Origin of the sequence: Paraperlucidibaca baekdonensis, from assembly GCF_003387535.1 — a bacterium.
In the GTDB taxonomy this organism is placed as follows: Bacteria; Pseudomonadota; Gammaproteobacteria; order Pseudomonadales; family Moraxellaceae; genus Perlucidibaca; species Perlucidibaca baekdonensis.
The window spans coordinates 606,659-633,654 of the sequence record NZ_QUNR01000001.1; the positions used below are offsets into that span (position 1 = coordinate 606,659).

Consider the following 26,996-nt stretch of genomic DNA (forward strand, 5'->3'; position numbering starts at 1 on the left):
GAGCATGAAGGTAGCTCAAGTAATGGCTGGCAACGAGGAGGGTGGCCTCGAGAAGCATTTCATTGAGCTTTGTAATGGTCTAGTCGCGCATGGCGTGGACGTAGTTGCTATTGCGCATTCCAGATATGCAGATCGCTTTGTGCCTGAGGTTACTATTGAGTCAGTGGATTTAGCACGCGGTCGTCGTAATCCATTCGCGCTTTATAAGCTTTACCGCGCATTGTTGCGACACAACGTAGATATCGTGCATGCGCAAGCGAGTAAGGCCATGGCCATGGTTGACACATTACTTCCATGGTTGACACTACCTGCTGTCGCTACTCAGCATAATCTTAAGTCTAATAATAAATACCAGCACTTTGCAGGTGTTATTGCGGTGAGTGATGTAGCTGCCGCTGCTTTGAAGCATCGTTATGTAACCATTGTTCATAACGGAATTGCGCCATCTTTACAGCCCTCTCAAGCCACGCTTAATCGGCTGACCAATGAGCTGGAGCTACCAGAGGGACCGATTTTTCTGTCAGTGGCTCGATTAGTGCCCGCAAAAGGCTTGGACATACTGTTAGATGCGTGGCAGCAAGCCAATGTCGCTGGCACTTTGCTAGTTGTAGGTGATGGCCCTGAAGAAGAAAGCTTAATTGCAAGAACAAACCATCTAAATCTATCTCAGCGTGTTCGCTTTTTGGGACACCGTGATGATATTTCGGCCTTGATTTGCCTAGCAGATGCGTTGCTTATTTCATCCCGATATGAAGGTGGACCTTATACATTAGCTGAAGCGCTACTATTAGGTTGCCCCGTGTTATCGACCCGAGTAGGCATGGTTCCAGATTATCTGCCCGCGCAATTTATGTGTGAGCCTGAAGCACCCAGCGCCTTGGCGCACTTGCTGACGACTCACTTAGGTGAGCCAAAGGGTCTGCGTGAAAAGCAGGGTGGCATCTTTGTAGCAGCGCGCCAGAGTCTTACGCTAGAGGCAATGGTGCAAGCCAATATGTCAGTTTATCGGCGAGTATTAGACACATGAAAGTAGTCTGGATACTCAGTGACGGTCTGGCGGGGCACGTGAATCAGGCACGCGCTTTAGCGCGTCTCCCAGATTTAACTGTGGTGGAGGTGCCCGTGCGGCTACGCCATAAAATCTGGCGGCCTTTGCTGAGAGCATGGATCCGTTGTAGTCCACGATCTTTTCGTTGGCTGAGTCTGGCGTATGACTTTACGTTGCCGTCTGGTATGCCCGATATAGTGCTGTCTGCGGGTGGCAATACCTCTTTTGCAAATGTGCTACTTGCTCGACAGTTGCAGAGACCCAATTTATTTATTGGCTCGTTACGGCGCTTACCTCCTAAAAACTTCACAACAATTTATACATTAGAAGCCATTGGCTCAGATAATAATGTAGTTTTGAAAGTGCCACTAAGTCCGCTATTACCCAGTAAGATTGCTCAGGAAGGCCGTCAGTTACGTGAGCGTTTGGGCCTAATCGATGTGCCGTTATGGGCCATGATTATTGGTGGAGATGGGGCTGGTTTTCGTTACAGTCCAAAAGATTGGAAGGCGCTAGCGGAAGCAATGATGATGCTCAGTCAGCGTTATGGTTGTCGTTGGTTGCTAACAACGTCTCGCCGAACTGGCATGGAAGCAGAGATTGCACTACAAACCGCAATCCCTAAGGAGCTCCTAGTCGATGTTGTATGGTATAGCCAAGCGCCTCGCGCTGTGATGAGTGCGTATTTGGGTGCGGCGGATCGAATTTTTGTGACATCAGACAGCATGTCGATGCTTGCCGATGCCATGGTGGCGGGCACACCGGTTTACGCATTAAGTCCTGAGCAGGCATTTGCGGACTCGCGGTATGAGAGTGCGTTGAATCGTTTTGCTACTGATAAGCTGATCATACGAAAGGCTATTCGTGATATGTGTTAAGGATATGATGTCAATTTTAGATAAGTAACGGGTTTGAAATTTCGATAAACCAAGAAAACTAAAATTTAAAATAATGTATAATAACTTTGTTGATTTTACTGAAGGATCTATTTGTGATTAATCCCATTCCGTTTAATAAGCCACACTCAAATGGAAGCGAAATATTTTATATAGCGAATGCCATAAATAATAATAAATTATCAGGGGATGGTGAATATACAAAGCGATGTCACAGTATTTTCGAAAGTAAGTATGGATTTGCCAAGTGTCTTTTGACCACTTCATGCACAGATGCTCTCGAAATGGCAGCTATATTGCTAAATATAGGTCCTGGGGATGAAGTTATCGTCCCTTCATACACTTTTGTATCGACAGCGAATGCATTTGCTATTAGGGGTGCAAAAATAGTTTTTGCAGATAGTTCAAGTAATAATCCAAATATATGTACAGAAAGTATACGAGAGCTTGTTACAAATAAAACCAAAATTATTGTCGTTGTTCATTACGCAGGTGTGGCTTGCGATATGGATGAAATAAAAAAAATTGCAGACAGTAATAATGTATATATAGTTGAGGATGCGGCTCAAGCTGTGGACTCATATTACAAAGGGATTCCTTTGGGCTCGATTGGTGTTTTTGGCGCATTCTCGTTTCATGAAACAAAAAACATAATATGTGGTGAGGGTGGATTGCTTTCTATAAATGATGTGGCTTATTTTGAACGAGCAGAAATTGTGCGAGAGAAAGGGACTAATAGGAGCGCCTTTTTTAGAGGTGATATTGATAAGTATGGTTGGGTCGATATCGGCTCTTCATTTCTTCCATCTGAGCTAAATGCAGCGTATTTATTTGCGCAGCTTGAATCAATTGAAGATATACAAGCAAAAAGAAAAAGTATTTGGCGCTTATATGATGAGAGTATATCTGCATGGGCGCAAAAACTCGGAATAGTTACTCCTGAAATCCCTGAGTGGGCCACAAATAACGCTCATATGTATTATTTGGTATGTAGAGATATGAGTGAGAGGGACTTTGTTATTAGTGAGCTACGGAAATTAGGGATTGGTGCCGTTTTTCATTACCAATCCCTTCACAATAGTAACTTCTTTAAAGGAAAGCATAAGGGTCCTATTTTGAGTAACTCAGAAAGGTATTCAGATTGTTTGCTCAGGCTGCCACTATACTATGATATGACTTTTGAACAAGTTTCTTTTATTAGTGACAGCCTTAATGACATTCTATTAAGAAGAGTATGATGATGAGATACTTAATTGTTACTGATGATTGGAACGAAAAAATTGGTGGGGCAGTATGTTTGCATAAGCTGTGCCATATAATAAATGAGCTTGGCGGAAGCGCCTATATTATTAAATCTATAGATCAGCCCGACTTATTAAAAAGAGGGTTTTTAAAAGCGTTGTCAGACTTCTCTAGATATAAGATAAGACTTGCTTGCGTGAAAAAATTAAAGACTAATCCAGACTTTAATACGCCAATTTATATGCACAATGTCAAGGACTTGCAGAATGATGGATGGGTTGTAATATACCCGGAGGTGGTTTATGGTAATCCATTGAGGGCAAAAAATGTGGTCCGTTGGTTTCTTCATAATCCAACATTTCATACTGGTGTTTTTTCATATTCAAGTAATGATGTTGCAGTTAGGTTTAATACAGCTATAAAGCCCATTAACATATTTGGCCTTAAGCCTTATGATAAATTCTTGAAGGTTGTCGACTATCCATTAAGTCTTTACAATATGTCGGGCATAATGAATGAGAGAACTGGCAGTGCGTACTGTATAAGAAAGGGTTTAGGGAAGAAAATTATTCATGATTTGAGTGATAGCATTCTTATTGATAATCTGAGCCATGATGATGTTGCAAAGGTTTTTAAGAAAACTAAAGTTTTTTATTCTTACGATACTTATACTGCATATTCGCTATTTGCAATTTTGTGTGGCTGTAAATCAGTAGTTATACCTGATAAAAATGTTGGTATCAATGATTGGTATCCGGATGAAAGAGATCGTTTTGGGATTTATTATGGTGATGACTATTTTGGCCAAGACATACCAAACACAGAACTAGCTATTAAACGCGTCTATGATGAAGTGGCTGCCTCTGAGGCTTCAGTTGCATCATTCATAGAGTTTTCTAGTGAATACTTTAATTAGAGTGATGCTATAAATGTCTAAGAAAAAAAATATGCTTTTGTGGGGGGGGCGTAGCCAGGCAAGAATAAATATAAGCATTATGCAGGATATGGGGTTTGAATCATCAGGTACAATTTTTGACATAAGTCTTGAGTCTCTAGGTTTCGAATCAAGATTTAAATTAATAAACAGTATAGAAAAATTGCTACCTATAATGCCAACATTCGATAGATTTTTAGTTTGTATTGGATCTGATCATGGTTTGGCAAGAGTAAAAATCTCTGATGCTCTACAATCCTGTGGAATTGAACCGGGCTCGGTTTTCCATCCCAGTGCCTACATTGATGCCACTTCGAGTATATCTATAGGGTGCCAGATAATGCCACGCGCTGTAATTGGCAAGTTTGTTAGCTTAGGTAAATACTGCATAGTAAATACGTCTGCAACAATAGACCATGAGTGCATAATCGGTGAGGGATGCCATATTATGGGTGCAGCTGCAATTGCAGGAAGAGTCAATTTAGGAAAATACGTTACTGTTGGTACAAACGCTACTATTTTGCCAGATCTAACCATAGGTGAAGGTTCATATATCGGTGCTGGCTCAGTTGTTACAAAAAATATAGAGCCTTATGGTGTTTATGTTGGTGCGCCAGCAAATTTTCTCAAAAGTAAGTTATTTAAATATAATGAGGATATTGTGCAAAGCTTACTAAGTGGTTTAGGGGCTTTAAAAAAATAAAAGCTATACCATATGCTTCTAAAGACACTGCTGCTATTTAATATCTATAACTTAAAATAATTAAGTGGCTATAGGGTTATATTATATTGTATAATGTTTTTTAACTAGCTTTATTGGTTTAGGCTTTGAAAGCATTGCTGTTAATTTGAGTATGATTTTATAGCATTGGCTTTTTTTGTATCCAATATCGTATTGCTCTTCTATAAAGCTGAATTTCCCCACGAAAACTTTTTGGCGGAATATTTTTAAATAACAATTCAAGATTTTCATAATTTTTTGCGTGTATTATGTATATGATTTTTATTAAGTGTTCGCGCCTGTAATCAAATCCATTATAAATTGCCTTTCTTAAATAAAAACCTGGCGGATAGCCAAGTATCTTTCTCTTTATCATAGGCATTCCTGCTTCAAGTAATTTAGGGCAATACATGAAGCTAGGGTTTTCATATTTACTTTCAGTAGGTTCATAAAGCCCAATTAGCGGGATATTTGATTCACGCAGAAAACTTGATAGGCCAAGCTCACCAAATTGAACCACGTCGTCATAGTTCGTTGATTCGATCTTCATGCTTAAGATGTGCTGTATTGTTAAGTCTTTCGCTTTTTCGGATAGTAGCAACAAATAAGATTGTAAATGCTCATTTTTTTCATGCGACTTTACTAGCCCTGTTGCCAAAGATTTTTTTTGATAATGTAAGTTAAAAAAACTAGTAAGAGGGGCAAAGCAAATGCATGAGTCATTGCTTAGGCAAAGGCTATCGTAATACTCAAGGTTTTTTAATTGACGAAGAGCTTTCTGCCACATGCCAAAGTCGTAACCTTCGTTTTTAACTGTAATAAGATCTATATTATTATTTTCAAGCCAGTCATGTGATTCTTGGTCAAGCTCACGACAATTATTGGTTATAAAAACTAGCTTCTTGCAGTGCGGTATTAATTGGCTTAAATAGTAGCGTATAAAAAATGGAATAGAAGGTGTACTAAAATAGCTACTAAACAAACATAGAGTCTTTGAATGTGCATAGTTATTCATGATGCAAAATACTTCTTGCGCGCTTCGCATACGTGTGGTCCGTCTGAGCGCGCTTTTGTCCATGCTCAGCAATTAGCCTGCATTCGCTGTTACTTTTTATTAAGCCTGAAATTTCACTGGATGATGTATAAACCAAAACCTCATGATTTTTAGCAAAGTTTAATTCTAGGTCAGCCACTTTATCAGTAATTAAGCAGGCGCCATATGCTGTAACATCAAAGCAGCGAGATGGTAATCCTGATATAATATTTTTACTATTTATTTGATTCAAAACAAACTTATGCTGGCTGTATAGAGCGCGTACGGCTTTTAGTGATAAGCGCTTTCTGCGTATTTGTATTGCTGGGTTTTTAATATCAGGCCATTTTGGCCCTATCACTAATGTTGGGTAATTAATTTTTTCCAGCATTTTTATACGATTATCTGATGGTGCTGCCACAAATAATAATTGGTCACTGCGAGACTCCCAGCTTGGCAATGCATCGCTGGGTGGGTTAGTGGCTAACGCTAAATAGCTAGATGCCAGTCCAAGACTTATTCCTTGTTTAACCAGTGCACTATCGGTGAAGTAAAACCTCTGTATGGAGGAGTTGTCTGCAAGTTTCTCGTCAAACTTATCACCAATCCATTGTGCCGTTTTAGCGCCAGAGCTTGCGATCAATGCATTTATTTCAGGTCTGAGATAAAAAAGATCGATAAGCAAAATATGTGTTGGCGAAAAATAGGTAAGAGCAGCAGATAGCTCACGCGCTACTCGCTGCTTATAAATGCCGGAATGAACACCGAATATACCTTTTAGGGCACGCGTGATGAGCGTTGAGTGATTCAAAGCAAAGCCGTAGGCGTTAGGTCCAGCTGCGCTTAAGACATCTTCATACCAATGCAGGATGCCGCCACGCTTGCCAATGATCATTAGCCGATTGGGAGTAGTCATTTGTTCGTTTACTCGCCGGTGCACGGGTAAGTAGCTTTTAGTAATGAAGTAACGCGCTCGTAGAGATGTAGCGTCTCTGCGCACATGCACTGTAATTGAAACTTATGATTCTGTGTCGGCGGTGCAGGTGTCGCGATTAAGCGAGATACATTATGATAAAGCTCACCAACACTCTTAGGAGTTGCTGCCCCTTCCGGATAAACCGCCCGCAAAATCTCCCCAACACCGCCTACATCCCAACCGATCACTGGTACACCTAAACGTAGCGTTTCCAGTACCGCGCGCCCAAAGGTTTCAGGCTTTGTCGACAGGGCAAACACCACATTGCACTGGCTGAGCGCATCGCGCATATCGCTGCGATGTCCGGTGAAGGTCACTCGCCCATCCAGCCCTAAGTGAGCCACTAGTGCTTTAAGCTCGTCTAAATACTTGGTTTTTTTTGCTTCCGCGCCGCCAATAATCAAGCCATGAATCTGCGGATGCCTTGGCAGCAGTTCGGCCAACAGCTTCAAAAATGTCTCGTGGCCTTTTAAGCGCGTGATGCGCCCAGGGAGCGCCAAAATGGTTTTGCCCGCTAGCTCGGGAAAGTCGCTGTGCCATTGCGCCAGCCATTCGTTCGATGGCTGATAGCCAAACGGAAACTCTTCAGGGTCTACGCCACGATAGATCAGGTGTAACTTCTCCGGCGGGCAGCTCGGGTAATTTTGACGCACGAAGTCGTAGACGGTTTGTGAGACTACAATGACCGCGTCGCCTTTGGTCATGATGGCGCTGTAGGGGCTGACCGAATTTAGGCCGTGTACGGTGGTGATAAAGCGCGGGCGCGTAGTCGGGTCCATGCCACGCAACGCAAGCCACGCAATCCATGCGGGGATACGCGAGCGTGCGTGCACGATGTCAGGTTTGAGCTCGCGTAAAAGTCGGCGTAGCGGCAAAATTTGCAGCAGACTGGTGAGCGATTTGCGATGAATGGGCCGCGTAATGTGCGTGCTGCCTTCGCGTTCGAGCTGCTCGACCAAGCGACCGCCGGCAGACATCACATACGACTCATGGCCGGCCTCAATCAGTGCTTTGGCTATTTCTAATGTGCCGCGCTCAACGCCGCCGCTATTGAGCGCCGGTAATAACTGCAGCACTTTCATGCGTGTTTTTTCCGTTTTCTTGCGTAATGCACCGTGCCATCAGCCTGACTCTTAAAGCGCCGATGAAACCACATGTATTGCGCCGGTGCACGGCTTATCAGATCAGCGAGTGCGGTATTGATGCGCGTGGCATCGAGCACGTCATCGCCGCTGGGGTAGCCGTCTAGCGCCGGTGTGAAGCTCAGCGAGTAACGGTCGTCGCTGTGGCGCTCGAAATGCGAAAATAACACGGCGGAGCCATTGACCTTGGCCATGCGACTGGTGGCGGTGAGGGTGGCGGCGGGCACACCAAAAAATGGCGCCATGACGCCCTGTTTGAGGCCGAAGTCTTGGTCCACGGATGTCCACACGGTTTCGCCGTTTTTCAGCGCTTTAAATAAGGTGCGCATGTCGGCGTGATCGATTTGGCCGGTGTAGAGCTGGGCGCGGCGGTTGCGAATAAACCAGTCGGCCACTGGATTGTTTTGTGGACGGTAGACCACTTGCAGCGGAAACTGCTGCGAAATAATGACGCCGCTCAAGTCCAAGTGGCTGTAATGCGCGCCGAGAATAATCACGCCACGGCCGCGGGCATGGGCCGCTTGCACGTGTTCGAGGCCGACCACGTGGCAGTCTTTGAGCAGGCGCTGTGGCGCGCGCATCCAGCCGCGCGCGACTTCCATCACCCCAATGCCGCCTTGGCGAAACACATCGCGGACTAGCGCTTCGCGTTTGGTCTCGGTCAGCGCGGGAAAGCACAGCGTGAGGTTCACGCGCGTGTCATTCACGCGCGATGGCACGAGCCGATACGCCAGTGCACCGATGCCGGCGCCGATAGCTTTTAGCATCACCCACGGCAGCCAGCCGAGCAGGCACATCAGGCCGAGGCCCAGCCACATTGGCCAATAGCGCGGGTGCAGCATGGCCAGCGTGATGCCATCGTTGGCGCGAACAATGCGGCCCATAACCACCTGTCATCAAATCCTAAACACGGTCTAGTGTATGCGGCTAGACTATTTGCCTCCAGTGTTTATCTACGCCGGCACCGAGCTTTTAAGCGTTAATAAGCAGCGCCACTATTTAACTTTATCGCATTATCCATTAGCTTACGCTTTATCTATTTATGTTTAATGGGAGTCGCGCATGCGTCGTACCGACCTCAGTGCAGCGCTTCGGTTGGCGCTGGTAAAAGCCGATGGTTATTCGCATGTGCATGCTTTAGTGCCACCGCCAGCGCCTCGTCGGCTGCCTGCGAGTGGCCCGCTATCGGCGGCGCTGCAAGCGGCGCATCAGGCCTTGGGAGCGCTGAAAGCGCATGCCGATTTGTTGCCCAACACGGATTTATTAACGCGAACGTTGGCGCGCCGAGAGGCGGTGCAAAGCTCCCAAATTGAGGGCACTAGAACGCAGCTGCATGAGTTGCTGGAGTTCGAAGCCACAGGCGGCGAGGGTATGCCTACCGATGCCACGATCACCGAGCGTTATGTCGAGGCCTTGGAGCTTGGCCTGAATGCATTGCGCGGGGCAGGTACTCGCCAGGCGCTTTCATTGGGGCTGATCAAGGAGATGCATCGCGTCTTGATGCAAGATGGTCAGGCCGCACTGACGCCGGGCAAATACCGAGAAAAACAGGCGTGGATTGGTGCCGGTACACGCATTGAAGAGGCGACCTTTGTGCCACCACCACCAGCCTATATTGCCGACTGCATGCGCGAGCTTGAGGTTAGCTTGCTGCAGTACGAGATGGCTGAGGATGAGTATGGTGAGTTGTCGATTATTGCGCAGGTGGCGATGGCGCACGCGCAGTTCGAAACCATCCATCCGTTTGCCGATGGCAATGGTCGTGTCGGGCGCTTACTCATCCCGCTGATGCTGGCGGCAGAGGGCTATCCGCCACTGTATGTGTCGGGCTATTTACTCAGTCGCCGCCGCGATTATTACGACGCGCTGGCGGCGGTTCAGCTGCAAGGCAAGTGGGCTGAATGGATCATTTTTCTATGCCAGGCCATTTGTAACGCTGCCGATTCGGCTATTGCCATTGCTCGTGATCTCAACGCGATTGAGTTGGCATGGCTTGCATCGCTCAATGACCTGCGCGTCGATGCAGCAGCGCGTCGCCTGCCTAGCTTATTGCTGGGCTATCCCGTAGTGACGGTGCGGCAAGTGGCGCGCCTGCTCACTATTTCCTTTCCGGCGGCCAATAAAGCCATCGAGCAGCTGGTTGCGCGCGGCATATTAACGGAGCCATCTCGCCGGAGAAATCGGGTGTTTTATGCCCATGCGATTCTCGAGCGCTTGGCCATGCCTTGATTTGATTTTTGCGGGTAGACTATTTGCCTCCAGTGTTTCTGTAGGAGGCGCGCTTGCCTCGTTGGCTTTATTCCTTGTTGCTCTATGTGGCCATGCCGCTGATCTTTTTGCGCCTGCATGTGCGTGGCCGCGAAGCGCCAGCGTATCGGCTGCGCTGGCGCGAGCGCTTGGGTTATGCGCCGCACCAGCGTGCGGCCCGCGATGGCCCGGCGCCGACCGCCGCCAATGCCCCAGCGCTCACTCGTCCGCTGTGGCTGCATGCCGTCTCGCTGGGCGAGACGCTAGCGGCGCGGCCATTGGTTGAGGCCATTCGCGAGCATTATCCAAATTTGCCGCTGCTCATCACCACCATGACACCTACCGGCTCAGCGCAGGTGCGGGCGATTTGGGGCGATGACAGCGCCGATTTCGCTCACGTCTATGCGCCCTACGATTTTCCGCAGGCGGTGCGGCGTTTTCTTGCGCATTGGCAGCCGCGCGCGCTGGTCATTATGGAGACTGAGCTGTGGCCCAATACGCTGGTGCAAGCGCGGGCGCGCGGCATTCCGGTGATGCTCGCCAATGCTCGGCTGTCGGCGCGCTCGGCGCGCGGTTATGAGCGCGCGGGGCGTTTGGGCGCGGAGCTGATGCGCCAACTGAGCGTGGTGGCGGCGCAAGATGAAGCCACCGCCGAGCGCTTTTGTGTGCTCGGCGTGCCATCGAGTCAGGTGGTGTGCACCGGCAGTGTGAAGTTTGATCTGGAGGTGCCCAGCAGTTTGGCTGATGACGCGGCGCGCTGGCGGGTGGCGTGGTCGCTGCACCAACGCCCGGTGTGGGTGGCGGCGAGCACGCATGCCGGCGAAGATGAGATTGTGCTGGCGGCGCATCGGCAGGTTTTGCAGGCGCATCCTGAGGCCTTGCTGATGCTGGTGCCGCGTCATCCGGAGCGTTTCGATGGCGTCGCCAAGCTCATCAGCTCGCAAGGGTTTAGCGCGGTGCGGCGCTCATCACATGAGCCAGTGACTGCCGACACGCAGGTGTTATTGGCCGATAGCATGGGCGAGTTGCTGCTCTGGCTGGCGATGAGCCGCGTGGCATTGATCGGCGGCTCCTTGCTCGCGCCCGGCGGCGGTCATAATACGCTGGAGCCGCTGGCGGTGGGCGTGCCGACGCTGACCGGGCCGCACTTCACCAATTTCCAAAGTATCAATGAGTCGCTGCTGGCCGCCGGTGCGCTGAGCGTTGTCAGCGATGCCGAGAGCCTCACGCGGGCCGTGTTGGCGCGCTTTACAGATGCAGACTTAGTGGCCACCGAGCGCGCCGCCGGCGCCGCGGTGATGCACGCCAATCAAGGCGCGGTGGCTAGGCAGCTGCAATTGTTAGCGCCGTGGCTAGGTGCTTCAACGCTCGCTGCTGAGTCTGCCAATAGTCATTCAATATGAACCTCATCACCTTTGAGGCCGATGACCTGATTGCGCCGAACACGCTGGTATTGCGCGATCGCCGGCTTCAGCACCTGCTTGGCGTGCACAAAGCCCAGGTCGGCGACTCACTCAAAGTCGGTGAGCTCGGCGGCCTGATGGGCCACGGCGAGCTCATCGCGCTCACGAGCGATGAGGCCACGCTACGCATTTGCCTCGATACGCCGCCGCCGGCAAAGCGCGATGTCATCCTCGTGTTGGCGCTGCCGCGGCCAAAAATGCTCAAGCGCATTTTGCAAATGGTGGTGACGCTGGGCGTCAGTGAGTTGGTGTTGATCAATAGCTATCGCGTGGAAAAAAGCTTTTGGCAAAGTCCGTGGCTGAGTGAGGCGGCGATGGCTGAGCAGCTGCGACTGGGTCTGGAGCAGGCGGGCGACACGGTGGCGCCGCGCGTGAGTTTGCGGCCGCGCTTTAAGCCCTTCGTGGAAGATGACTTGCCGGCGCTCATGCAGGGGCGCGATGGCTGGGTGGCGCACCCAGTGCTACGGCAGGCTGGCGCCACGGGGCAGCCGGGCGATATCACAACCGCGCCCACACAAAGGCTCGCGCCAAGCGCCGCACCCACCCTGCTGGCCATCGGCCCTGAGGGCGGGTTTATTGCCTACGAGGTGGAAAAACTTCAAGCGGCGGGGCTGCAATGCTGTGACCTAGGCCCGCGTATTTTGCGCGTGGAGACTGCCGTGGCCGTGGCGCTTGGGCAGTTATTGCCCTGAGCGCCAGCTGCCAAAACGTCTAATTAGCGCTCAGCCAGCCATTCACCGTGGCGACACTGGCCTCATCCAACTGACCGGCCAAGGCCTTCAAGCGCAGGCTATTAATCACGTAGTCATAGCGCGCGTTGGCGTAGTCGCGACTCGCCGCAAACACGCGTGTCTCGGCCTGCAAAAGCTCAACGATATTGCGCGAGCCTACCGAGTAGCCGGCTTGCGCGGCTTCGCGGGCAAGCTCTGCCGAGCGCAGCGCGCGCTGGCGGGCGGCTAAGCGTTGGCTATCGGTGCTCACCGTCATAAACGCAGTGCGCGTGGCATTAACCACTTGATGCTCCTGCGCCCGCGCCGCGGCACGAGCGGCATCGGCCTGATAGCCCGCTTGCTTAACGAGTGCGCGCGTGCGTCCGCCGGCAAATAATTCCCAGCGTGCCTCCACACCCACTGCGGTTTGGCGACCGGCTTGGAAGTTAATCGGCGAGCCGGTGGGCAATAGGCTCGGCACATCTTCGACAATATCGGAGTTGCGAATATTGCCAGTGCTGGCGTAGAGATCGACCGATGGCAAATAGCCGGCGCGTTGCGCTTGCTTGGCTTTATCGGCGGCGCTGGCGGCAAAACGCGCGGCAATCAAGCCCGGGTTATGCTGCTTGGCGAGTGCGGCCCAGGCCTTCGAATCGTTAGGCACTGGCGTTGGTGTCGGAATGTTTTCCGGCAACGGCGACAGGTCATCGACCTCGGTGGCGAGTGCGGCGTTGAGCGTCTCACGCGCATGGGTCAGGCCAATCTCGGCACTGAGTCGCTCAGCGATCGCGGTGTCGCGCTGGGCCTCGGCCTCAACGACATCGGAGCGAGCAATCACGCCCACCTTAAACTGCGCCTCGGCTTTATCGCGCTGCTGACCGAGGGCCTTTTCCTGCGCCTGTGCCAGCGCCAGCGTGTCTTCTGCACGCAGCACATCGAAGTAAGCACTCGCCACGCCTAAAAATAAATCCTGCGTACGATTGTCGGCCTCGGCTTCTTGCTGCGAGCGTTGCGCACTAATGGCCTTGTACTGATACCACGCATCCCAATGAAACAAAGGCTGTGTGAGACGTGCGCCCCAGGTGGTTTGGTTGTATTCGAGCTTGCCCGGCACGCTGGTTTGGCTGTTTAAGTTGAGCTCGCTATAGCTGGCCTCTGCGCCTAAGTGCGGCAGTAAAGCCGAGCGCGCAATAATCGTGGACTGGCCCGCCGCCAAGCGCTGCGCCCGCACCGCCGCTAGGTTTGGGTCATTGACCGCGGCCAGCCGGATGGCACCCAACAAGTCGAGGGCCTGTGCCGGCATAGCAAAACAGGCCGCCACAGACAGCAAGGTAAGGCGCAGCAGATGTGACGGGCGGTGCGAGAAATGGCGCATGGCAGTAGCTCAAAAAAATACCAACGAAGCCTAAGCTGCAGCTGCTGAAGGCGCAAGTCATTGGCGGTGATGCGTTCGCGCCAGATAAGGCCCATGTTGGCCATGCGTCGTGTTGTGACAGCAGGCCCTCGCGCTATATAGTGGCGCATCGCCGAGCGGCCCAGCCGCCGCTATTCACTACGCCATCAGGATGAGCCCATGAATTCGCCCGAAAAAGCCTTTTTAAGCAGCCAAGCCACGGTCGATGCCGCGGCTATCGCGCCCTTGCCGAACTCGCGCAAAGTCTATGTCACCGGCTCACGAGCCGATATTCGCGTGCCACAGCGCGAGATCAGCCTCGGCGACACGCACACCAACACCGATGTTGAAAAAAATGCGCCAGTCATTGTTTATGACACCTCCGGCCCCTACACCGACCCATCGGTGAAAATCGACATTCGCCAAGGCTTGGCCAGCGTGCGCGCCAATTGGATCGATGAGCGTGGCGATGTCGACCTGCTCAGCGGCGTGAGTTCGACGTTTGGTTTGCAGCGCGAAAAAGACCTGACCACGGCGAACTTGCGTTTTGGCCACACACGCCAGCCGCGTCGCGCCAAAGCCGGCATGAATGTCTCGCAAATGCACTACGCGCGTCGCGGCATCATCACGCCGGAAATGGAATATGTGGCGATTCGCGAAAATCAGCGTTATGAGGCCATGGCCGACAGCGGCTTGCTGCACCATCAGCACCCAGGGCAGAGCTTTGGCGCGGCCATTCCGAAGATCATCACGCCGGAGTTTGTGCGCGAAGAAATCGCACGTGGTCGCGCGATTATTCCCGCCAACATCAACCACACCGAACTCGAGCCGATGATCATTGGCCGTAATTTCTTGGTCAAGGTCAACGCCAATATCGGTAACTCGGCGTTGGGCTCATCGATCGATGAAGAAGTGGAAAAAATGACCTGGGCCATCCGTTGGGGTGGCGATACCGTGATGGATCTCTCCACCGGCAAAAATATCCACGAAACCCGCGAATGGATTATTCGTAATTCGCCGGTGCCGATTGGCACCGTGCCGGTCTATCAGGCGCTAGAAAAAGTCGGCGGTGTCGCTGAAGACCTGACCTGGGAGCTCTACCGCGACACGCTCATTGAGCAGGCCGAGCAGGGCGTTGATTACTTCACGATTCATGCCGGTGTGCTGCTGCGCCACGTGCCATTGACCGCCAAGCGCATGACCGGCATCGTCTCGCGCGGCGGTTCGATCATGGCGAAATGGTGCCTCGCGCATCACAAAGAAAACTTCCTCTACACGCATTTCGAAGACATCTGCGAGATCATGAAGGCCTACGATGTGTCCTTCTCACTCGGCGATGGTCTGCGCCCCGGCTCGATTGCCGATGCCAATGACGCCGCGCAGTTTGGCGAGCTCGAAGCGCTCGGCGAGCTCACCAAAATCGCCTGGAAGCACGATGTGCAAACCATGATCGAAGGCCCCGGTCACGTGCCCATGCATCTGATTAAAGAGAACATGGATAAGCAGCTCGAATGCTGCGATGAAGCGCCGTTCTACACCTTGGGCCCGCTCACCACCGACATCGCGCCGGGCTACGATCACATCACCTCCGGCATCGGTGCTGCCATGATCGGCTGGTTTGGCTGCGCCATGCTTTGCTACGTGACGCCGAAAGAGCATTTGGGTCTGCCCAATAAAAAAGATGTCAAAGACGGCATCATCACTTATAAAATTGCTGCGCACGCGGCGGATTTGGCGAAGGGCCATCCGGGCGCGCAAATTCGCGACAACGCGCTCAGCAAGGCGCGCTTTGAATTCCGCTGGGATGACCAGTTCAACCTCGCGCTCGATCCCGACACCGCGCGTGAATATCACGACGAAACGCTGCCAAAAGAGGCGCATAAAGTCGCGCATTTCTGCTCCATGTGCGGGCCAAAATTCTGCTCCATGAAAATCACCCAAGACGTGCGCGATTACGCCGACAAGCTCGATGCCGGCAAGACCGCCGAGGAGTTGGCGGCGGCCGAAAAAGGCATGGCGGAAATGTCGGCAGAGTTTCGTCGCCAAGGCGCGCAGCTCTACAAGGAGGTCTAATGGACACCGTCGAGATTCTTCAGCGCGACACGGTCTATCAAGGCTTTTATCGCCTCGATAAAGTGCGCCTGAAGCATCGCCAATTCGACGGCTCCATGGGCCCTGAGATCAGCCGCGAGCTGTTTGTTCGGCCACCGGCGGTGGGTGTCTTGGTCATCGACCCTAACACCAGCGATCTGCTACTCATTGAGCAGTTTCGTGTGGGTGCCATGGCCGACAAATATCCCTGGCAAATCGAAGTGGTGGCGGGGCTGATTGAGCCCGGCGAGTCGCTCGAAGCCGTGGCCATCCGCGAGACCTTGGAAGAGGCCGGCGTGGTGATTGCCGAGCTGGAAAAAGTCTTTGAGTTCATGCCCAGTGCCGGCGGTTCCGACGAGCGCTTCACCTTGTTCGTCGCGCCGGCGGATTTATCGCGCGCCGGTGGCGTGCACGGGGTCGCTGCTGAGGGCGAAGACATTCGCGTCACCGTGGTGAGTCTGAATCAGGCCCAGCAATGGCTGGCGCAAGGTCGCATCAACAATGCGCCGTGCATGCTGGCGGTGCAGTGGTACGCCGCCCACCGCGAGCGCCTGAAAAAGAAGTGGGGTAAATAACCCCCATGTGGCCACGGTACACCGTCGATCTGGCGGGCATGCATGCACTTTACGAACTCAATTACGCGCGCATGATCAAGCTCTTGCGCGGTGCTGGTGTGCAGGGCCGCGTCGGTTTTATCGCGCCCATCGAATTTGCTTGGGGCGAGTCGGTGCAGCATGGCGACTTGCTCTTGCCGCAGCCGGTGTTGCAGCTCAGTCGCGTTGAGCAAACGCGTTACACCGAAACCTGGCGTTTGGCACAAATGACGCCGACGCTGCCGTGGTGCCCTGAGCTCGACATGGAAGTGCGCCTCTACCACGACGCGCACATGGCCGATGTGCTGCGCTTTCAACGCGCGCGGCGCATTCCGGCGATCGTCCAGCTCTGCGATCAGCACGGCTGGCGCGTCAACGAAAAACAATTAGTGAATCAATTTTTAGGTGACTGTTTGCAGCACTGCTTGGCCTATGGTCATGCCCGTGATCCGCGATTATTGCCTGATTTTTCGCGCTGGGATGGTCTGTCGCGACCCCCATTAGCGCCCTCGGAGGATGTGGAATGACAGCTTACGGCGCCTCAGCCATTGAAGTGTTGACCGGGCTAGACCCGGTGCGCAAACGCCCAGGCATGTACACCGACACCACGCGACCCAACCATTTGGTGCAAGAAATTCTCGACAACTCGGTCGACGAGGCGCTCGGCGGTTTTGCTGATGAAGTGCGCGTGATATTACACGCCGATGGCCTCATTGAAGTCAGCGACAATGGCCGCGGCATGCCGGTCGATATTCATCCTGAGCATGGCGTTTCCGGCATTGAGCTGATCCTCACGCGCTTGCACGCGGGCGGCAAATTCTCCGGCAAAAATTACAAATTTTCCGGCGGCCTACACGGCGTTGGTGCCTCCGTGGTCAATGCGCTATCGACGCATTTAGAGGTCGAAGTGAAGCGCAACGGCCAACTCTGGCGCATGAGCTTTGCCGATGGCCATAAGCGCGACGAGCTGCAAATTGTCGGCGACTGCGGCAAGCGCGCGACTGGCACCGTGGTGCGTTTTCGCCCAAATGCCAGTTATTTCGATTCGCCGAAAGTCTCAGTCACCAAGCTCAAGCATGTGCTGCGCGCCAAAGCTGTGCTTTGCCCCGGCTTGCACATGCATTTTCACGATGCCGCCAGCGGCGAGCGCCTCGAATGGCATTATCAAGCCGGTTTGCGTGACTACTTGGTGGAGGCCACCGATGGCTGGCAACGCTTGCCCGAGGAGCCATTTTTAGGGCAGTTCGAGTCCACTGCCGAGGCCGTGGATTGGGCTGTGCTGTGGCTGCCCGAGGGCGGCGAACTCACGCAAGAGTCCTACGTGAACTTGATTCCCACGGTGCAGGGCGGTACCCACGTGAATGGTCTGCGCAGTGGCCTGCTTGATGCCCTGCGCGAGTTTTGCGAATTTCGCAGCCTATTGCCGCGTGGCATTAAGCTCGCGCCCGAAGACCTCTGGGATCGCTGCGCGTTTGTGCTCTCAGTGAAGATGCAGGACCCGCAATTTGCCGGCCAAACCAAGGAGCGTTTGAGCTCGCGCGAGTCGGCGGCATTTGTCTCGGGCGTGGTGAAAGACGCGTTTTCGCTCTACCTAAATCAACACACGGAGATGGCCGAGCAGCTCGCGCAGCTGGTCATCAACTCTGCACAACGACGCTTGAAGCAAAACAAGCAGGTCGCGCGTAAACGCATCACCTCGGGCCCGGCGCTGCCCGGCAAACTCGCCGATTGTGCTGGCTCAGACATTGCTCGCAGCGAGTTATTTCTGGTGGAAGGTGACTCCGCTGGCGGCTCGGCCAAGCAAGCGCGCGATCGTCAATTTCAAGCGGTGATGCCGCTGCGCGGGAAAATTCTCAATACCTGGGAGGTCGAGTCCACGCAGATTCTGGCCTCACAAGAAGTGCATGATATTGCCGTGGCGCTGGGCGTGGACCCCGGTTCGGAAGACTTAAGCGGCCTGCGCTATGGCAAGGTCTGCATCCTCGCCGATGCCGACTCCGATGGTCTGCACATTGCTACGCTGTTGTGCGCGCTGTTTGTGCAGCATTTCCCGGCCTTAGTGCGCGGCGGCCATGTTTGCGTGGCGATGCCACCGTTGTTTCGCATCGACTTGGGCAAGCAAGTGTTTTATGCCCTCGATGAAGCTGAGAAAAAAGGCATTTTGGATCGCCTAGAGGCTGAAAATAAGCGCGGCCGCCCACAGGTCACGCGTTTTAAAGGCCTCGGCGAGATGAACCCGCTGCAGCTGCGCGAAACCACCATGGCGCCCGATACGCGCCGGCTCATTCAGCTGGTGCTCGATGAGCCTGAAGCCACCCAAGAAATGATGGATATGCTGCTGGCGAAAAAACGCTCCGGTGATCGCAAGGCCTGGCTAGAAAGCAAAGGCAATTTGGCCGATGTAGACGTCTGATGCGCAGTCATGTACATTTTAAATGTACAGTTGGCAATTCGCGTAGAGGTGGTCTATGCATACAGTGACGGCAACAGAATTTCGCCAAAACCTGTTTCACTATTTAGCTGAGGTTGAGCACGGAGGCTGTGTGCATATTCAAATTCGTGGGCGCGTGGTGGCGCGTCTGGAGCCGGTGGTCGATGCCGCTGAGGCCGCGCGTGAGCGTCTGCATGCTATCGCGAGCGAGATTATTGTCGGCGATGTGTTGAACTCAGCCAATGATGACTGGACGGGCGATGCTGAGCATTTGTGACACCCATATGCTGATTTGGTGGTCGGTGGACTCGCCCAAGCTCAGTGCGCGTGCGCGCGAGGCGATGGAGAAGGCGAGTGCCGCGGGCGAGTTGGTCATTGCCGACATCACGCTATGGGAAGTGGCCATGCTCACCGCGCGCGGGCGCCTGCAGTTGCCGGTGGCGGCGAGTGTCTATATGGCGGATCTTTTGGCGGCTTTGCGGCTCACGGTATTGCCCATTACGCCGGCGATTGCTGAGGCCTCGCAAGCGACGGATATTAAACAGGGCGATCCGGCCGACCGCCTGATTGCCGCCACGGCGCGAGTGCATCAGGCGCAATTACTCAGCGCCGATGCGCAGTTTCGTGAGCTTGCCGACCTCGCGGTGGTGTACTAATGGCGCAGTGCTTGCGCACCAACAGACAACAACAACGGATTTGATGAATGACCGATGAGCTGATGCTGCCGAGCGACGGCACCGAACTCGTGCCCATGCGCACCTACACCGAGCAGGCTTATCTGAACTACTCGATGTATGTCATTAAAGACCGCGCGCTGCCGCATATCGGCGATGGCTTGAAGCCGGTGCAGCGCCGCATTGTCTATGCCATGAGTGAGCTCGGCCTGAAAAACACCGCCAAGCATAAAAAGTCTGCGCGCACGGTCGGTGATGTACTCGGCAAATACCATCCGCACGGTGACTCGGCCTGCTACGAGGCCATGGTTTTGATGGCGCAACCGTTTAGCTACCGTTACCCCTTAGTCGATGGCCAAGGCAACTGGGGTTCGCCGGATGACCCGAAATCTTTCGCCGCCATGCGCTACACCGAGGCCAAGCTTTCGCCCTACGCCGACACGCTGCTCGCCGAGCTCGAGCAGGGCACGGTGGATTGGCAGCCTAATTTCGATGGCTCGCTCGATGAGCCCTGCGTATTGCCCGCGCGCCTGCCGAATTTATTGCTCAATGGCACCACCGGCATCGCGGTCGGCATGGCCACCGATATCCCCGCGCACAACCTGCGCGAGATCGCGCAAGCCACCATCGCGCTGCTCAATGATCCCGGCCTGTCGCTCGATGACCTCTGCGAGTTCGTGCAGGGGCCAGACCTGGCCACCGCCGCTGAGATCATCACGCCGCGCCATGAGCTGGTGCAGATGTATGCCAGCGGTCGCGGCGGCTTCAAAATGCGCGCGGTCTATGAGATCGACGATGGCGATATCATCATCACGGCATTGCCGCATCAGGTCTCGGGCGCGAAAATCCTCACGCAAATTGCCGATCAAATGCAGGCGAAAAAACTGCCGTGGGTGGCTGATCTGCGCGATGAATCCGATCACGAAAATCCCACACGCTTAGTCGTGGTGCCGCGCTCCAACCGAGTCGATGTTGAGCAGCTCATGGGGCATTTATTTGCCACCACCGAGCTTGAGACTAGCTATCGCGTCAATATGAATGTCATTGGTCTCGATGGCCGCCCGTGCGTCATGGGTTTGCGTGAGATGCTCAGCGAGTGGCTGGAGTTCCGCACGCTGACCGTGCGCCGACGCTTGCAGCATCGCCTCGATAAAGTCTTGGCGCGTCTGCACATCCTCGATGGCTTACTCATCGCCTTCTTAAATATCGACGAAGTCATTCGCATCATCCGCTATGAGGAAGAGCCGAAGGCGGAGCTGATGCTGCGTTTTGGTCTCAGCGATATGCAGGCCGAGGCCATCTTGGAGTTGAAGCTGCGGCATTTGGCCAAGCTCGAAGAGATGCGCATTAAAGGCGAGCAAGATGAGCTCGCCAAAGAGCGCGATCAGCTGCAAAAAACCTTGGGCTCGCACTTGCTGCTAAAGCGATTGATCATCAAAGAAATCGAGGCCGATGCCGCCAAATATGGCGACACAAGGCGCTCGCCGTTGGTGGAGCGCCGCGAATCCGAAGCCTTAAAAGAAAGTGATTTAACGCCCGCCGAGCCCGTTACCGTGGTGCTTTCTGATAAAGGCTGGGTGCGCGCGGCCAAGGGTCACGATGTTGATGGCAATGCACTCAGCTACAAAGCCGGCGATGGCTATTTGGCGCAAGCGGCGGGCAAGTCCAATCAGCAGGCTATTTTCATGGATAGTACCGGGCGCAGTTATTCGTTGCTGGCCAATACCCTGCCCAGTGCGCGCGGGCAGGGCGAGCCGCTGACCACTAAGCTCAACCCACCCGCGGGCGCACGCTTTGTCTGCGTCATCATGGGCGACACCGCGCAGCGTGTGTTGCTCAGCAGCAGCGGCGGTTACGGCTTTATTGGCACACTCGCCGACATGGAAGCCGGCAATCGCAATGGCAAAGCCTTGCTGACCTTACCCGCCGGCTCCGAGGTGGTGGCGCCAGTACTGCTTAAAGGTAGCGACAAAGATCAGCTCGCGGTGCTTAGCACGGGCGGGCGCTTATTGGTCTTCCCGATTGCCGATTTGCCGCGACTGGCCAAAGGTAAAGGTAATAAGCTGATGAATTTAAGCGCCAGTGAGGGCGAGAAAATCGTACAAGTCTTGCCGATTGCCGAGGGCCAAAAACTCACCGTTATTGCCGGTGCACGACACGTCACGCTCAATGACAAAGACCTCGGGCATTACGTGGGTGAGCGCGGCCGGCGCGGCCAGAAATTGCCGCGTGGTTTCCAAAAAGTCGATGGTCTGCGGGTGGAGTAAGCAATGCGTGAAATTTTACTAGTCTCCATTGCCGGTCCCGATCGACCCGGCATCAGCGCAGTGCTCACGCGTGCCTTGGCCGCACATAAAGTCAATGTGCTCGATGTTAGTCAGGCGGTTATCCACGACCAGCTCACGCTAGGGCTGGTGATTGAAACCGGCGGCGAGCAAGACTCGGCGATACTCATGCGCGCAGTGCTCTTTGAGGCGCATGCCTTGGGGCTGCAAGCGCGTTTCACGCCGATCAGTGCCGACAGCTATCACCAGTGGGTCTCCGGGCACGGCAAGGCGCGCTATATCCTCACCGTGCTGGCACGCAAAGTCACCGCCGAACACTTAGCGGCCATGACCAAACTCATTGCCGAGCAAGGCTTAAACATCGATGGCCTGCAGCGTCTTTCAGGCCGTGTCGCGCTCGAAGGCGAGGGCGGCAGTGCGCACGCCAAGGCCTGCGTGGAGTTCTCGGTGCGCGGCGAGCCATCCTCGCCCGATGCCTTGCGCGCCGAACTGCTGCGGCTGGCCGGCGAGCACGGCATCGACATCGCCTTCCAAAAAGACAATGCCTTCCGACGCAACCGCCGGCTCGTGTGTTTCGACATGGACTCCACGCTTATTGAGCATGAAGTCATCGATGAGCTCGCCAAAGCCGCGGGCGTCGGCGAGCAGGTTGCCGCGATCACCGAGCGCGCCATGCTCGGTGAGCTCGATTTCACGCAGAGCTTTGAGGCGCGCGTAGCGCTCTTAAAGGGCCTCGATGCTACCGTGCTAGAGTCTATCGCGCAGTCGCTGAAACTCACCGAAGGCGCTGAGCACCTCATGCTCACGCTAAAAGCCCTAGGCTATAAAACCGCCATTCTCTCGGGCGGCTTTAACTATTTTGGCGAATACCTGCAGCGCAAACTCGGCATCGATTATGTCTATGCCAACCAGCTCGAAATCGAGCACGGCCAAGTCACCGGCCGTGTCACGGGGCAAGTCGTCGATGGCAATCGCAAGGCCGACCTACTGCGCATGATTGCCAAGAAGGAGGGCGTGAACCTCGAGCAGGTCATTGCCGTGGGCGATGGTGCCAACGACCTGCCCATGCTCAGCATCGCCGGCCTCGGCATCGCCTTCCGCGCCAAACCGCTGGTGCGCGCCAACGCCAAACAGGCCATCTCCACGCTCGGCCTCGATGGCATCTTGTATTTGCTCGGCGTCCGCGATCGGGATTTGGACGAGGCCTAAGTTGCTTCCAGCGATTGCAGTTAGGCCACAAAGTCGCTATAAAACACAACATAATAACAACATGGTTTCTTACTCATGCGCCTACTCTCAACTCCCCTTAGAACCTCGCTGACCGCATTATCTGTTGCGTGTTTGCTTTCTGCCTGTGGCGGCAGCGATAGCGGCAGCTTCGGATTTAATGACTCACAAGCCGACACACGCAACACCACAAGTGGTCGCGTGATTGATGGCTACGTTAGCGGCGCCACGGTGTGCTTCGATGCCAACGCCAACGCTATTTGTAACCTCAACGAAATTCAAACACTTAGCGCGCTAGACGGCTCATACACCTTACCCATGAGCGGTGACGGAAAAGTATTGGCTACTGGTGGCACAAACACCGACACCATGTCACCGAATGAGCTAATTTTATTAGCGCCCAATACCTTAGCGGCGAACTCTAGCAATACTCGCCAAATTACCCCGTTAACCACGCTCGCTAGTATTGGAGATAATCCGCAAGACGCCGTGGCGTTGGCAAGTTTTGTTAAGCAAGGTTTTGGTTTAGCCAACGGCTTTGATTTATTTCGTGATGACCCCATTGCTGGTGCCAATGCTAGCTCTGCCACTGCCGATCAGCGCTCAGCCGCTTTAAATGTGCATCGTGCTGGTGTGCAAGTGGCGAATACCGTGCTCACTAGCATGGCGCTCGATAATGACAAGTCCGCTGCCGGCCAAGCGAAAAAATTCAACACGATTTTGGCTTTAATCACCGCACAGATGAGCGCAAATCAACCAGCGAATTTGGCTGACGAAATGCAAGTGCGTAACGTCTTAACTTCGGGCAGTAACGTTGCACCCAGCGCGGCGCAAATTACGCGATTGGCAAGCGCAAACCGAGCGGTGCAAATGGCGGCTAGTACTTCGGCCATCGGCATGGAGCAAAACAGCTATCTCAATGCGTTAGCCACTAATCCCAACCCCATGGATCCCAGCAACCCCGGTGATGGTAACGGTGATGGCGATAACGGCGGCGGCACAACGCCTCCCGACAATGGCGATATGGGTGGCTTCGATCCAGCGGACTTCTTAAGCCCAACCGTGCTCTGCAATATCCCAGTGTTAGGTGAGATCTTAGTCGAGCAGGTCTTAGCCACATTATTTGGGCCACTGCCGCTACCCATCCCTGGTTTTGATAACTTAGTGTGCCCAGAGGCCGGTGATGGTGGCTTTGAGTTCCCAAGCATTCCTGGTCTGCCGGGTTTACCCGGCATGGGTGATGCCGGCGCTGGCGGCGACTCACCCCTGCCAAGCTTCCCCGGTCTGCCAGCGGGCGATGGTGGGGCATTACTCTCGGTACTGACTGACCCACTGAGCAGTGGTCTGTGCTTGGTGCCAGTGTTGGGTTCGGGACTTCTTGATGCGCTGAGCATGATTCCCAGCAATCCGCTTTTGGCGTTTGTGCCTTGCCCTGAAGCCGAAGGTGGCTTTGAGTTCCCAGGCTTTGGTTGATCGCTAAACTAAGCTCCGTTCACGAAAAACCACTACCTCGGTAGTGGTTTTTTTATTCCGGCAAGTTCACCCCGCAGGCGGCCAGAAAGCGTCGCAGCCCGCGCGTGGTGTATTTATTTTTGTGGCGCAACACAAACAGTGAGCGGCGCAAATCTAAAAAGGGCGTGTCTAAAATCACAATACGCCCGGCATCATGGACCTCTTGTAAGGTCATGCGCGAAGCGCAACCGAGACCAATATTAGCCTCCACTGCGCGACGAATCGCCTCGGTGTGACTGAGCTCCAGCCGCACATTGAGGCCCACGAGCTTGCCCGCCACCGCGTTATCAAAGACCTCGCGGGTGCCAGAGCCGGGCTCGCGCAAAATCCATTGCGCCAGTCCTAAATCCTCTGCCGACAATGATGGCTTCTGTGCCAATGGGTGTTCAGGGCTGGCAAATATCACCAGCTCATCATCGACCCAGGGCAGCACATCGATATCGGGGTCGTGGCAGAAGCCCTCAATAAAGCCAATATCGCAGGTGAACTGCCGCACCGACTCAATGACATGGCGCGTGTTGCCGACATCGAGGCTGATTTCTGCCTCAGGATGCAGCTGTAGGTAGTCGCCAATGCGCTGCGGCATGAGATAGTTGCCGACACTCAAGCTCGCACCAATGCGCAGCCGGCCACTGCCGGGCAAATCGCCTTTGCAAATATCCTCAATTTCACGCACGCGCGCTACGGCCTCGAGCGCTAATGGCAGGAGACGATGACCGAGGTCGTTGATTTGCAAGCGACGGCCCACGCGGTCGAAGACCTTCTCGCCCAGCTGATTTTCGAGGTCTGAGAGTGCCATGCTGGTCGCACTTTGTGTGAGGTTGAGCCATTCGGAGGCTCGGGTCACGCTACCTTCGCGGGCAACAGCGGCAAACACATCGAGTTGTTTTAGGGTAATACGCATGAGCGAGCCACTGCTAAAAAGAGGTCACTAGCTTAGCGTGATCTGTCAGCCAAAAACAAAACACCCCGCACGAAGGCGGGGTGTTTGTTGTTACTTATCGCGCTAAGGCGAATGGGTCACCGAGGCTTATAGGCCGAGTAGACCCAACAGGCCACCAATTGGTGCCAATGGTGTGCCGGCTAGGGCGCCCGAAATGGGGCCAGCGCCGCCAGCGCCACCAGTGGGCAGGCCGGGCAATGATGGCAAGCCACCAGCACCGCCGGTTGGCAGGCCGCCACCGATCAAATCACCTAAGAGCGGGATGCCGGCCAGTGGGTTGTCGCCACCAGTAGGCAGACCAGGCAAGCCTGCATTGGCGCCATCGCAGTTGCCGGTGAGCTGTAAGCCACAGGTTAGCGGGGCGAGCACGTCGGTCAGTGTTGGCACCAAGCCACCGTTGCCAGCGACTGGGTCAAGGATTGCGCCTAATGAGCCAACGAGTTGGTCAATGCCGCCTTGAATTTGTGGGCCAACAGTACCAGCCAATTGACCGGTAGGGTCGAGGCCAATCAGCGTGCCGGTTAAGTTGCTGAGCAGGTTGTTCAGTGTGTTTTGCACTTCTTGCGATGTGCTGGGGTTTTCCACCTGATTGAGCACGCCACCCAAGTCATTGAGGGTGTCGCCGAGCAGTGTTAGCACACCACCAACAATCGGTGCGGTAACAACTTGGTCAGGCAGGTTGCTGGTCAGCGTGGCGCCGAGCATTTGCACGCCCATGCCGAGTTGATCAACGAGCTCACCGCTGTTGTCGCCATTTTGGATGGCCAAGAGTGGGCCAAGAATGACGTCTAACGGAGTACCGGTTGGGCCGTTAGCTGGTGTACCGTCGCCACCTAAGGTGCCGAGTGCTTCTAATGGCGTGCCAGCAAATGGGTTATTGCCGCCGCTAAATAGGCCAAGCAGTGCGTCGAGTGGTGTGCCAGTTGGGCCGCTAGCGCCGCCGTTGCCACCAGCATTAGCTTGCGAGCCACAGTTAGCAGCAGCGGATGGGTCAGCTAATGCCATTAAGGCATTGGGCAGGTTTACAGTGAGTGACTGCAGTGCCGTGGCTAAGCTGTCGCCACTGGCGAGCAGGGCGGCCTGAAGCGCGGCTGGATCTTGTGTGCCGAGCGTGGTGTTGAGGCTGCCGAGCAGATTGGTTAGCAGGGCATCTGGGCCATCAACCAAGTCATTAACTGTGGGGTCTAAGCAAAAAACCAACGCACCCAGTGGGTTATCGGTGCCAATGGCATTACCTAAGCCGGTGAGCGTGCCGCTCAGTTGTGTTTGTGTGTCATCTAGGATGAGGCGTGGAGGTGTTGGGTTGCCACCACCGCCACCGCCACCTGCGCCGCCACCGCCAGTGCTGCCGCTATTGCCGTCGGCGCCACAAGCCGCCAGGCCTAGTGCAAGCGTGCAGCTCGCGGCCAGCCGTGTCAGTTTTGATACATTCATA

The 26,996-nt window shown here is 54.0% G+C and carries 24 protein-coding genes; 17 read left to right on the forward strand and 7 right to left on the reverse strand.

Annotated elements, in window-relative coordinates:
- The first annotated feature begins 4 nt into the window (after nucleotides 1-4).
- The 5 genes from DFR26_RS02845 (at nucleotide 5) to DFR26_RS02865 (ending at nucleotide 4,823) form a co-directional block, all read left to right on the forward strand.
- Nucleotides 5-1,027, forward strand: a complete 1,023-nt coding sequence (locus tag DFR26_RS02845; protein ID WP_116207417.1) for a glycosyltransferase — start codon at nucleotides 5-7, stop codon at nucleotides 1,025-1,027.
- Nucleotides 1,024-1,926 (forward strand): ELM1/GtrOC1 family putative glycosyltransferase, encoded by a 903-nt coding sequence (locus tag DFR26_RS02850; RefSeq protein ID WP_116207418.1) that lies wholly within the window; start codon nucleotides 1,024-1,026, stop codon nucleotides 1,924-1,926. The genes DFR26_RS02845 and DFR26_RS02850 overlap by 4 nt, the downstream gene beginning before the upstream one ends.
- A 113-nt stretch (nucleotides 1,927-2,039) precedes the next feature.
- Nucleotides 2,040-3,182 (forward strand): dTDP-4-amino-4,6-dideoxygalactose transaminase, encoded by a 1,143-nt coding sequence (gene rffA / locus DFR26_RS02855; RefSeq protein WP_245952991.1) that lies wholly within the window; start codon nucleotides 2,040-2,042, stop codon nucleotides 3,180-3,182.
- Nucleotides 3,183-3,184: 2 nt separating this feature from the next.
- Nucleotides 3,185-4,102 carry a WavQ gene (locus tag DFR26_RS02860; RefSeq protein WP_147300257.1) on the forward strand — a complete coding sequence of 306 codons (918 nt, stop codon included), beginning with the start codon at nucleotides 3,185-3,187 and terminating at the stop codon, nucleotides 4,100-4,102.
- 13 nt (nucleotides 4,103-4,115) lie between these two features.
- Nucleotides 4,116-4,823 (forward strand): NeuD/PglB/VioB family sugar acetyltransferase, encoded by a 708-nt coding sequence (locus DFR26_RS02865; RefSeq protein ID WP_116207420.1) that lies wholly within the window; start codon nucleotides 4,116-4,118, stop codon nucleotides 4,821-4,823.
- Nucleotides 4,824-4,980: 157 nt separating this feature from the next.
- Here the strand turns inward: DFR26_RS02865 and DFR26_RS02870 are convergent, their stop codons facing one another.
- The 4 genes from DFR26_RS02870 to DFR26_RS02885 are packed head-to-tail and all read right to left on the reverse strand — an operon-like array spanning nucleotide 4,981 to nucleotide 8,876.
- On the reverse strand, nucleotides 4,981-5,856 hold the full coding sequence (locus tag DFR26_RS02870) for a rhamnan synthesis F family protein (RefSeq protein ID WP_181898964.1): 876 nt from the start codon (nucleotides 5,854-5,856) through the stop codon (nucleotides 4,981-4,983).
- Nucleotides 5,849-6,790, reverse strand: a complete 942-nt coding sequence (locus DFR26_RS02875; RefSeq protein ID WP_116207422.1) for a glycosyltransferase family protein — start codon at nucleotides 6,788-6,790, stop codon at nucleotides 5,849-5,851. Before DFR26_RS02875 ends, DFR26_RS02870 begins: the two co-directional genes overlap by 8 nt.
- Before the next feature lie 8 nt (nucleotides 6,791-6,798).
- Nucleotides 6,799-7,932 carry a glycosyltransferase family 4 protein gene (locus DFR26_RS02880; protein WP_116207423.1) on the reverse strand — a complete coding sequence of 378 codons (1,134 nt, stop codon included), beginning with the start codon at nucleotides 7,930-7,932 and terminating at the stop codon, nucleotides 6,799-6,801.
- Complete coding sequence (locus DFR26_RS02885) at nucleotides 7,929-8,876, reverse strand: LpxL/LpxP family acyltransferase (RefSeq protein WP_116207424.1); 948 nt, start codon at nucleotides 8,874-8,876, stop codon at nucleotides 7,929-7,931. Before DFR26_RS02885 ends, DFR26_RS02880 begins: the two co-directional genes overlap by 4 nt.
- Nucleotides 8,877-9,054: 178 nt before the next feature.
- Here DFR26_RS02885 and DFR26_RS02890 point away from each other — a divergent pair, with 178 nt between their 5' ends.
- Genes DFR26_RS02890 through DFR26_RS02900 form a run of 3 tightly spaced genes read left to right on the forward strand, consistent with a single transcriptional unit; the run spans nucleotide 9,055 to nucleotide 12,394 of the window.
- Nucleotides 9,055-10,221: a Fic family protein gene (locus tag DFR26_RS02890; RefSeq protein WP_116207425.1), complete on the forward strand. Its 1,167-nt coding sequence runs from the start codon at nucleotides 9,055-9,057 to the stop codon at nucleotides 10,219-10,221.
- Nucleotides 10,222-10,274: 53 nt separating this feature from the next.
- Nucleotides 10,275-11,642 carry a lipid IV(A) 3-deoxy-D-manno-octulosonic acid transferase gene (waaA, locus tag DFR26_RS02895; RefSeq protein WP_116207426.1) on the forward strand — a complete coding sequence of 456 codons (1,368 nt, stop codon included), beginning with the start codon at nucleotides 10,275-10,277 and terminating at the stop codon, nucleotides 11,640-11,642.
- Nucleotides 11,639-12,394: a 16S rRNA (uracil(1498)-N(3))-methyltransferase gene (locus DFR26_RS02900; RefSeq protein ID WP_116207427.1), complete on the forward strand. Its 756-nt coding sequence runs from the start codon at nucleotides 11,639-11,641 to the stop codon at nucleotides 12,392-12,394. Before waaA ends, DFR26_RS02900 begins: the two co-directional genes overlap by 4 nt.
- Nucleotides 12,395-12,413: 19 nt before the next feature.
- On the opposite strand, the gene DFR26_RS02905 is transcribed toward DFR26_RS02900, so the two are convergent.
- Nucleotides 12,414-13,787 (reverse strand): TolC family outer membrane protein, encoded by a 1,374-nt coding sequence (locus DFR26_RS02905; RefSeq protein WP_116207428.1) that lies wholly within the window; start codon nucleotides 13,785-13,787, stop codon nucleotides 12,414-12,416.
- 198 nt (nucleotides 13,788-13,985) lie between these two features.
- Between DFR26_RS02905 and thiC the strand changes: the two genes are divergently transcribed.
- From thiC to DFR26_RS02950, 9 genes are all read left to right on the forward strand, one after another.
- Nucleotides 13,986-15,878 carry a phosphomethylpyrimidine synthase ThiC gene (thiC, locus tag DFR26_RS02910; RefSeq protein ID WP_116207429.1) on the forward strand — a complete coding sequence of 631 codons (1,893 nt, stop codon included), beginning with the start codon at nucleotides 13,986-13,988 and terminating at the stop codon, nucleotides 15,876-15,878.
- Nucleotides 15,878-16,471: an NUDIX domain-containing protein gene (locus DFR26_RS02915; RefSeq protein ID WP_116207430.1), complete on the forward strand. Its 594-nt coding sequence runs from the start codon at nucleotides 15,878-15,880 to the stop codon at nucleotides 16,469-16,471. Before thiC ends, DFR26_RS02915 begins: the two co-directional genes overlap by 1 nt.
- A 38-nt stretch (nucleotides 16,472-16,509) precedes the next feature.
- Nucleotides 16,510-17,016, forward strand: a complete 507-nt coding sequence (locus DFR26_RS02920; protein ID WP_181898965.1) for a DUF1249 domain-containing protein — start codon at nucleotides 16,510-16,512, stop codon at nucleotides 17,014-17,016.
- Nucleotides 17,013-18,902: a DNA topoisomerase IV subunit B gene (parE, locus tag DFR26_RS02925; protein ID WP_116207432.1), complete on the forward strand. Its 1,890-nt coding sequence runs from the start codon at nucleotides 17,013-17,015 to the stop codon at nucleotides 18,900-18,902. The genes DFR26_RS02920 and parE overlap by 4 nt, the downstream gene beginning before the upstream one ends.
- Nucleotides 18,903-18,957: 55 nt before the next feature.
- Nucleotides 18,958-19,197: a type II toxin-antitoxin system Phd/YefM family antitoxin gene (locus DFR26_RS02930; protein WP_116207433.1), complete on the forward strand. Its 240-nt coding sequence runs from the start codon at nucleotides 18,958-18,960 to the stop codon at nucleotides 19,195-19,197.
- The gene (locus tag DFR26_RS02935) at nucleotides 19,181-19,576 is read left to right on the forward strand and encodes a type II toxin-antitoxin system VapC family toxin (RefSeq protein ID WP_116207434.1); all 396 of its coding nucleotides are present in this window, start codon (nucleotides 19,181-19,183) and stop codon (nucleotides 19,574-19,576) included. Before DFR26_RS02930 ends, DFR26_RS02935 begins: the two co-directional genes overlap by 17 nt.
- Nucleotides 19,577-19,623: 47 nt before the next feature.
- Nucleotides 19,624-21,861 (forward strand): DNA topoisomerase IV subunit A, encoded by a 2,238-nt coding sequence (gene parC, locus DFR26_RS02940; protein ID WP_116207435.1) that lies wholly within the window; start codon nucleotides 19,624-19,626, stop codon nucleotides 21,859-21,861.
- Between the two features lie 3 nt (nucleotides 21,862-21,864).
- Complete coding sequence (gene serB / locus DFR26_RS02945) at nucleotides 21,865-23,088, forward strand: phosphoserine phosphatase SerB (protein WP_116207436.1); 1,224 nt, start codon at nucleotides 21,865-21,867, stop codon at nucleotides 23,086-23,088.
- A gap of 75 nt (nucleotides 23,089-23,163) precedes the next feature.
- The gene (locus tag DFR26_RS02950; protein ID WP_147300258.1) at nucleotides 23,164-24,579 is read left to right on the forward strand and encodes a hypothetical protein; all 1,416 of its coding nucleotides are present in this window, start codon (nucleotides 23,164-23,166) and stop codon (nucleotides 24,577-24,579) included.
- A gap of 52 nt (nucleotides 24,580-24,631) precedes the next feature.
- Here DFR26_RS02950 and DFR26_RS02955 read toward each other — a convergent pair whose 3' ends face one another.
- On the reverse strand, nucleotides 24,632-25,522 hold the full coding sequence (locus DFR26_RS02955) for a LysR family transcriptional regulator (RefSeq protein WP_116207438.1): 891 nt from the start codon (nucleotides 25,520-25,522) through the stop codon (nucleotides 24,632-24,634).
- Between the two features lie 126 nt (nucleotides 25,523-25,648).
- Entirely contained in the window at nucleotides 25,649-26,995 is a 1,347-nt protein-coding gene (locus tag DFR26_RS02960) for a hypothetical protein (protein ID WP_116207439.1), read from the reverse strand.
- Nucleotide 26,996: the final 1 nt, after the last annotated feature.